Source organism: Isoptericola sp. NPDC057191 (genome assembly GCF_042670225.1).
In the GTDB taxonomy this organism is placed as follows: domain Bacteria; phylum Actinomycetota; class Actinomycetes; order Actinomycetales; family Cellulomonadaceae; genus Isoptericola.
The window spans coordinates 1-8175 of sequence record NZ_JBHUWC010000183.1; the positions used below are offsets into that span (position 1 = coordinate 1).

Here is an 8175-nt window from a genome sequence, read left to right on the forward strand (position 1 = left end):
GGGGGGGTGGGCGGGGGGCGCGCGCCCCCGGCCCCCCGGGGCCGCCCGGGCCCCCCCCCCCCTACCCGGGTGCGGGGGCGCTCCGGCCCCCCCCCCCCGACGGAAGGAGGGCCATTCGCCCGCTCACAGCATGTGGGGTCGGGTCAGAGCACCTGGGCGACCTCGTCGAACGACAGGCGCGGCGAGCGCGGGTACGGCGAGCCCTCGCCCTCGGCGTGGCCGACGTTGATCACCAGGAACGACTTCCAGCCGGACTCGGCGAAGAACTCGGCGTCGACGCCGTCGAAGTCCATGCCGTTCATCGGGCCGGCAGCGAGGCCGGCGGCGCGCAGGCCGACGATGAGGTAGCCCGCCTGGAGGAGGGCGTTGTTGCGGGCCATCTGCTCGCGGACGTCCGCGGCGGGCTCCAGCTGGTCCTTCATGCCGGGGTAGGCGGGGAACAGCGTGTCCAGGTGCTGGTGGAACGCCGGGTCCGCGGCGAGCACGAGCGAGACGGGCGCGTTCGCGACGCGCTCCTTGTTGTTGCCGCCCATGTGGGTCACGAGGCGCTCGCGGGCCTCGCCGGAGCGCAGCACGAGCACGCGCAGCGGCAGGGTGTTCATCGCGGTCGGCCCGAACTTCGCGAGGTCCCAGGCGGCGGTGAGCTGCTCGTCGGTGACGGGCTCGTCGGTCCACAGGGAGGTGGTGCGGGCGGCGCGGAACAGGAGGTCCGCCACGTCGTCGCCGACGGCGAGGGACGAGGACGGGAGCGTGAGAGTCTCGGTCATGGTTGCCGGAACACATAGATGCAGACGCATGATTCCCGTCCTGGGCGTGACACCGGTCACGCGGCCGAGATGAGGGAAGATGGCGACATGGCTGCATCCTCTGCGGGCTCCGGCCCGCTCGTCCTCGGTATCGAGACCTCGTGCGACGAGACGGGCGTCGCGCTCGTCCGCGGCGACGAGCTGCTGGTCGACGCCGTCGCCAGCTCCATGGACGAGCACGCGCGCTACGGCGGGATCATCCCCGAGGTGGCGAGCCGTGCTCACCTCGAGGCGATGGTCCCCACGATCACCCGGGCCCTCGGCGAGGCGGACGTCGACCTGTCCGAGATCGACGCCGTCGCCGTCACGGCGGGCCCCGGCCTCGTCGGCCCGCTGACGATCGGCGCGTCCGCCGCGAAGGCGCTCGCGATCGGGCTGAACAAGCCGCTCTACGGCGTGAACCACGTCATCGGGCACGCCGCCGTCAACCAGCTCGTCGACGGCCCGTTCTCGGGGCGCACGATGGCGCTGGTCGTCTCGGGCGGCCACAGCACGCTGATGCTGGTGGAGGACATCGCGACCGGCGTGACCGAGCTCGGCTCCACGCTCGACGACGCGGCGGGGGAGGCGTTCGACAAGGTCGGCCGCCTGCTCGGCCTGCCGTACCCGGGCGGCCCGCACGTCGACCGGCTCGCGCGCGAGGGCGACCCCGAGGCCATCCGCTTCCCGCGCGGTCTCACCGCGGCCAAGGACCAGGAGAAGCACGCGTACGACTTCTCCTTCTCCGGGCTCAAGACCGCCGTGGCCCGCTGGATCGAGGCGTGCGTGGACTCCGGGCGCGAGATCCCCGCGGCGGACGTCGCCGCGTCGTTCGCCGCAGCGGTGGCCGACGTCCTCACCGCCAAGACCATCGCCGCCTGCCGCCGGTACGACGTCGACACCCTCGTCGTCGGCGGGGGGTTCTCCGCCAACAGCCAGCTGCGCGACATGGCCGCCAAGCGGTGCGCGGAGGCGGGCATCGACCTGCGCATCCCGCCGATCCGCTACTGCACCGACAACGGGGCCATGATCGCGGCGCTGGGCTCCGCCGTCGTGCGGGCCGGGGCGGCGCCGTCGAACCTCGACTTCCCGGTCGACTCGTCGATGCCCATGACCACGATCACGGTCTGAAATCCCGCGGTTCGGCGGGAGTGTCAACGGTAGCGTCGTTCTTCGTGGCCGACGCGCACCTCACCACCAGCACCCTTGCGCGTACCTCGTCGGGGGGCCACGGGCGCCGCTGATGCAGGCGTGCAAGTTTCGCAATCTCGTCCCACGTCGTCGTTTTGACCCGCAGCATTGTGGGCGAGGGGCATGCAGCTCCTCCATGGAGCCCCTCGCGGAGACTGAGGTTGATTGATGACGACCACGACGCGGATGACGCGTACGCCGGCTGGCCTCGTGCGGCGGCGCACCACCCTGATTGTCGGAGCGGCGCTGCTCGCGCTGTGCGCGGCGGGGCTGCCCGCTGCGAACGCCGACACCGATCAGGCCGACGCGGCAGGCGAGGAGCAAGCAGCACAGGCTGTCGTGGCCGCGGGGGCGGGCGCGTCGGAGGACGCCGCCGCGATCGCGCAAGCTGCGTCTGCCTTCGATCCCGATGATGCGGCGTCGGCTGCAGGTCTCGTGGATGCTGCGTCGGCGGCCACAGCAGTTCCCCTGGAGGGCTCGGCTGACAACGCGGTGGCCCTGCCTGGGGTGGTGGATTCGGTGACGGTCAGGGCGTCGGGTGCTGGTGCATCCATCACCAGTGCCGACGGCATGAAGCTGGCCGTGACCGCGGCCGGTGACGACTCGCGGGCAGACGTTGTCGGAGGGGTAGCGGTCGCTCAGGACGTCACGGACGGGGTCGACGTGGTGACGCGTGCGGTGCCCGACGGGGCCCAGCTGGTCGCCATCCTCGACGACGAGAACGCGCCGACCAGCCTCGACTTCGATCTCGACCTGCCCGAGGGGGCGTCCCTCGAACCCCAGGACGACGGGAGCATCAACGTCGTCATGCCTACCGAAGTCGAGTCAGAGGACCCCACGGACGCGGCACGATTCGACGCGCAGGTCGACGCGATCCTTGGAGATGCGGAGACCCAGGCGTCGATCGACGAGCTCACGGTGGATGAGATCACCGATGAGCAGTGGGTAGCTCTCGAGGCGCTCGACCCGGTCCAGACTGATACCGAGACCGTGGACCTGCCCGTCGCGACCATCGGCGCGGCCTGGGCGACCGACGCCAACGGCACCCCGCTTGAGACCCGGTACCAACTCGACGGCACCACCCTCACCCAGCAGATCACCACCACCGCCAACACGGCGTATCCCGTCACCGCCGATCCCTCGGCATGGTGGTGGGTGAGGACGTCCGCAATGTGCGCCGGCCAGATCGCGATTGCGCTTGTTCCCGGCGCCAAGGCGGCGCGGATCTTGGCGAAGGCAAAGAATTTTGTCAACAAGAGTGCAAAGATGAGAGCGGCTGTCGCGAAGCTCGGGGGTGTGAGGGCAACCTTGAGCAAGGTCAAGCAGTATATCGTCAACAAGAATAAGCTCAGCGCCGCGAACCGAAAGCGGGTCAAGGCGCTCTTTGGTCTTGGATTCGACTCGGTTCTGGATTTTCTAGGGTTTGGGTCATGCGGGTCCATCGTCAGGCAAATCGTCTAGGGGGACTCGTGCTGTGGGCTAGTCTCGGACTTATCGTGATTGTGGGGGCGGTGCTCTCATACCAACCGCGATGGTCGCGATCTCATGAGAATATATTCACCGGCGTTTGCCTATTAGCAATGGCGGGCGCCGCGTCGCAAAACCTCCATTATTCTGGCATGAACTGGGGGGGTGTTCTAGTGAACATTGCCGCCGCGGCGGTCGGGATAGTTACAGGAGGAATGGTCCGACACTACGCGGACAAGCGGCGTTCCTCGCCCTCATAGTGGGGAGCCAAAATGCTGCAAGTGCTGTATGAGACCATATGCTGCCCAGAGGCAGCCTACTTGTTAGCCGTGCTGGTGAGGCCGTTCGCGCTGAGCATCTTCGCTGGGCGAGATGAGTTCACGTCGTGACCGCGTGCCCGGGCATTCTTGAGCGGCCGCTTCCCGAACGAGCAGGCCGCGCTCAGGTGCGCTTACCTCGCTGTCATGGCCCTGGACCAGACCGGCAAGGGCCGAGCCCGCTGGACCCACGCGCTCCGGGCGGTGCGCGGGGTCGATGCCGCGGACGCCTACCCGTACCACGGGTGCCGAGCGCGACCTGGCGAGAGATGTCCCCTCAGAGGCGAGCGGTCGCGGGGAGCGGCCGGCCGGCGCGCAGCTCGGCGACGAGCGACGCGACCACGGCCTCGAGGCCGTCCTGCCCGCCGCCGTGGGCCCGGGCCACCTCGCGCTGGCGCTGGTAGGACGCGCCCCGACGGACGATCTCGCGCACGCCGTCGAGCTCGGCGGCGCAGCCCAGCCGGTCGGCGACCGGCTCGAGCGTCGTGAGCAGCCGGGGGAGGGCGTCGGTGACGAGCTCCTCCTCGCCGGCGTCGTCGAGGATGATGATCGCGTCGGTGCCGTACCGGGCGGCGCGCCACTTGTTCTCGTGCACGAACCACGGCGGCAGCGTCGGCAGGCGCCCACCCTCGTCGAGCCGCGTCGACAGGTGCTCCACGAGGCAGTGCACCAGCGCGCCGAGGGAGGCCAGCTCCTGGGTGTTCGACGTCCCGTCGCAGATGCGCACCTCGACCGTGCCGAAGTGGGGCGCGGGCCGCACGTCCCAGCGCACCTCGGTGAAGTCGTCGATGACTCCGGTGTGCAGCATGTCGGCGACGTACCGCTCCAGCTCGGACCAGTCGCCGAACTGGTACGGCAGCCCGGCCGTGGGGAGCTGCTGGAAGATCATGGTCCGCATCGACGCGTAGCCGGTGTCGTCGCCCCCGAAGAACGGCGACGACGCGGACAGCACCTGCAGGTAGGGCAGGTACACCAGCAGCGAGTTGACGACGGGGAGCACCTTGGCGCGGTCCTCGATGCCCACGTGCGCGTGCACCCCGTAGACGATCTGCTGGCGTCCCACGAGCTGCGCGCGGTCCACCACCGTCGCGTACCGCTCCTTGTCGGTCACCTTCTGCCGCGACCAGTGCGAGAACGGGTGCGTGCCCGCGCCCATGAGGTCCACGCGCATCGGGCCGATGGCGTCATGGATGGCGGCGACCCCCCGTTCGAGGTCGGCGATCGCGTCCGGCACGGTGCGCCGCACGTCGCTGATCACCTCGACGGTGTTGCGCAGGAACTCGGGCTTGACGAAGCGGTGCCGCACGTCGTCGGCCACCGCCTCGATGACGGCCGGGGCCACCTGACGCAGGGTGCCCGAGTCGGCGTCGACGAGCGCGAGCTCCCACTCGAGGCCGACGGTCGACCGGTCGGAGGCGGCGAATTCCAGCACCATGCGGGCAATGCTTCCACGCCGGGGCGCCTGGGCGCGCGGCGGTCCCGCTCGCGCCGCCCCCGGTCAGCGCAGCGGCTCGACGACCAGCACGTGCTGCGCGCCGCCCACCCGCGTGAGGACGAGGGTCGCCTCCGCGTCACCCTTCGGCGACAGCTGGGCGCGCAGCTGCTCGGGCGTGACGGCCGTGCCGCGCTTCTTGATCGTCAGCCGGCCCACGCCGCGCTCGCGCAGGTAGGCCTTGAGGCGCTTGAGGTTGAAGGGCATGACGTCGAGGACCCGGTACCCCGTGGCGACGGGCGCGGCGCCGTCGGGCGGCGGCGCGGGCTGGTCGGTCGTGACGTAGGCGATGGTGCGGTCGAGCAGCCGGCCGCCGAGCTCCGCTGCGGCGTGCGCCACGAGCCCCGCACGGATGACGGCGCCGTCCGGCTCGTACAGGTACGCGCCGGGCAGACCGACGTCGGGCACCAGGTCCGAGCCGTCGCCGTCGGTGCGCAGCGTGCGCGAGGACGTCGCGCCGTCGCGCGTGGACAGGACGAGCGCGGACCGGCCGGGACCGTCGGCCGCGAGCGGCCCGAACCACAGGCCGGCCTCGACGACGTCGCCGTCCACGGACACCCACTGCGTCTCGGCGGCCTCGGGCAGCCCCTGGTGCGGGATGCCGGGCCCGACCTTGATGCCGAGGGCGGGGACCTGCTCGCGCAGCGCCCACACGGCGTCGAGCGGGGGAGCGTAGGCAGCGGGGTCGAAGACGCGGCGACCGCCGCGCGTGCGCCGGGCCGGGTCGGCGTACACGCCGTCCACCCCTTCGGCGGCGAGGTCGAGCGTGAGCCCGTCGGCGTGCCGCACCTCCGCCTCGGGGAAGTGCCGCAGGTTCACGGTGGCCAGCGCCGCCGTCATCTCGTCGACGTCGGTGGCGAGCACGCGCAGGCCGACGCCCGCGAACGCGAGGGCGTCCGCACCGATGCCGCTCGTGAGGTCGGCGACCTTCGTGACGCCGGCGGCGAGGTAGCGCCGGGCGTGCAGCGCAGCCACCACCAGGCGCGTCGCCTGCTCCACGCCGTCCGGTGTGAAGAGCATCCCGTCCGCGAAGTCGCCGAGCTTGGCGCGCGCCTTGGCGCGCAGCCGCGACTGGGTGAGGGCCGCCGCGGCGAGGTCGGGGTCCACCCCCTCGGCCCGCAGCCGGGTGGCGAGCGCCATCGCCTGCTTCTCGTCGTACGGCGGGAGCGAGTTGAGCAGGGCCCACCCGTCCGGGCTCAGCAGCTTGCTCACGGAGGCGGCGTCCATCGGGCCATCGTCTCAGGCGCGACCGGGGGTGGCGGACGGCGCCGGTCATGACGCCGACGGCGAACTGCTGGCACTCGACTTGTCAGAGTGCTAACGCCTGCCTAGATTTGTCGTCAGCGACCGCAGGCTGTTACCGGCACCCGCGACGACGGCCAGCCCCGGACGCGACCTGGTCAACCAGCAAGCCCATCCACGCATCGCGAATCAAGGAGGTCCGACGTGTCGGTCCCCATCAAGCCGCTCGAGGACCGGATCGTCGTCAAGGCCATCGAGGCCGAGACCACGACCGCTTCCGGCCTGGTCATCCCGGACACCGCCAAGGAGAAGCCCCAGGAGGGCGAGGTCCTGGCCGTGGGCGAGGGCCGCTTCGACGACAAGGGCAACCGTGTCCCCGTCGACGTCAAGGTCGGTGACAAGGTCATCTACAGCAAGTACGGCGGCACCGAGGTGAAGTACGCCGGCGAGGACTACCTCGTCCTGTCGGCCCGCGACATCCTCGCGGTCGTCGTCGCCTGACGACGCCCTGACGCAGAAGGCCTCGCACCGTCGTCGGTGCGGGGCCTTCGTGCTCTCAGCCGGTCTTGCGCGCCCCGCCGGCGAGGATCGCGGACCGCTCGTCCTCGCTGAGCCCGCCCCACACGCCGTAGGGCTCGCGGACCCGGAGCGACTGCTCCCGGCACTGCAGCATCACGGGGCAGGAGTGGCAGATCGCCTTCGCCGCCTCGGCACGACGTCGACGGGTGGACCCGCGCTCGCCCTCCGGGTGGAAGAAGAGCGTGTCGTCCGCGTCACGGCACGAACCCTGGTACTGCCACTCCCACAGCTCCATCACCGGACCGGGGAGCCTCGAGATTTCCGTCATGGCGAACAACCTACAAGTTGTGCAGAAGTTGTTCAAGATGCTGATTTGCGACACGGTTCGATGGTTCAGTGTTCAACTTTCTTCCGGACGCTGACCCGGTTCGGGGGTGACCTGACCGGCTTTGACCTGTGACTTCGGGGTGTTCCGCGGCGCGCCCGGCGGCGCAGTGGCGACCCACTGGTCCACTCGGCAGAATCGACGCCATGACCTCATCCCGGCCCGTCCCGCACGGGGGCGGGTCTCGCGCGTCGAGCCCGGGCCTCGCCGTCGCAGCGGTCGCCAGGCGCCTCGGGGTGGCTCCGGCCACCCTGCGCACGTGGGACCGCCGCTACGGTCTCGGCCCGTCCGCCCGCACCGCCGGATCCCACCGTCGCTACACGCCCGAGGACGTCGCGCGGCTCCTCGTCATGCGCCGGCTCACCCTCGAGGGTGTCGCGCCCGTCGACGCGGCCAAGGCGGCGCTGGAGGCCGGCGCCGAGGAGCTGGAGGAGGCGACCGAGGACGCCGCCCCCGCGGCACCTGGCGAACCGGACGACGACGCGCAGGAGGCGGCGGACGGGCGTCCGGCCGCTCCCGGCGGCGACGACGCACCGCGGCCCGGGCGGGCCCACCTGCGGGCCCTGCCCGGCGGCGGCGAGGGCACCTCGGGTGCCAGCAGCCACGTGCCCGGCGCCAGCGCCTCCGGCCGGGTCTCCGCCGTCGTCGACGCGGCCCTCGCGTACGACCAGCAGACCTGTGACGAGATCCTGGCCATCCCGGCCCAGGGCGACCCCGCCGCCTGGTGGACGGAGATCGCCGAGCCCGCCTGGCAGCGGGTCGCGCAGCGGACCGTCC

At 71.4% G+C, this 8175-nt stretch carries 8 protein-coding genes; 4 read left to right on the top strand and 4 right to left on the bottom strand.

What is annotated here, in order from left to right; translation table 11 throughout:
* Positions 1-143 precede the first annotated feature (143 nt).
* Complete coding sequence (locus ACFT55_RS17205) at positions 144-767, bottom strand: malonic semialdehyde reductase (RefSeq protein ID WP_380245065.1); 624 nt, start codon at positions 765-767, stop codon at positions 144-146.
* Between the two features lie 87 nt (positions 768-854).
* Between ACFT55_RS17205 and tsaD the strand changes: the two genes are divergently transcribed.
* Positions 855-1916: a tRNA (adenosine(37)-N6)-threonylcarbamoyltransferase complex transferase subunit TsaD gene (gene tsaD / locus ACFT55_RS17210; RefSeq protein WP_380245066.1), complete on the top strand. Its 1062-nt coding sequence runs from the start codon at positions 855-857 to the stop codon at positions 1914-1916.
* Between the two features lie 228 nt (positions 1917-2144).
* Positions 2145-3437, top strand: a complete 1293-nt coding sequence (locus ACFT55_RS17215; RefSeq protein WP_380245067.1) for a hypothetical protein — start codon at positions 2145-2147, stop codon at positions 3435-3437.
* Between the two features lie 600 nt (positions 3438-4037).
* On the opposite strand, the gene ACFT55_RS17220 is transcribed toward ACFT55_RS17215, so the two are convergent.
* Both ACFT55_RS17220 and ACFT55_RS17225 read right to left on the bottom strand, forming a co-directional pair.
* On the bottom strand, positions 4038-5195 hold the full coding sequence (locus ACFT55_RS17220; protein WP_380245068.1) for a glutamate--cysteine ligase: 1158 nt from the start codon (positions 5193-5195) through the stop codon (positions 4038-4040).
* 63 nt (positions 5196-5258) lie between these two features.
* Positions 5259-6479, bottom strand: coding sequence for an SAM-dependent methyltransferase (locus ACFT55_RS17225; RefSeq protein WP_380245069.1), 1221 nt, complete (start codon positions 6477-6479; stop codon positions 5259-5261).
* 219 nt (positions 6480-6698) lie between these two features.
* Between ACFT55_RS17225 and groES the strand changes: the two genes are divergently transcribed.
* Positions 6699-6995: a co-chaperone GroES gene (gene groES, locus ACFT55_RS17230; protein WP_079572552.1), complete on the top strand. Its 297-nt coding sequence runs from the start codon at positions 6699-6701 to the stop codon at positions 6993-6995.
* A 55-nt stretch (positions 6996-7050) separates the two neighbouring features.
* Here the strand turns inward: groES and ACFT55_RS17235 are convergent, their stop codons facing one another.
* Positions 7051-7341, bottom strand: coding sequence for a WhiB family transcriptional regulator (locus ACFT55_RS17235; RefSeq protein ID WP_380245070.1), 291 nt, complete (start codon positions 7339-7341; stop codon positions 7051-7053).
* A 203-nt stretch (positions 7342-7544) separates the two neighbouring features.
* Here ACFT55_RS17235 and ACFT55_RS17240 point away from each other — a divergent pair.
* The coding region (locus ACFT55_RS17240; RefSeq protein WP_380245071.1) for a MerR family transcriptional regulator at positions 7545-8175 on the top strand (631 nt) is incomplete at its 3' end.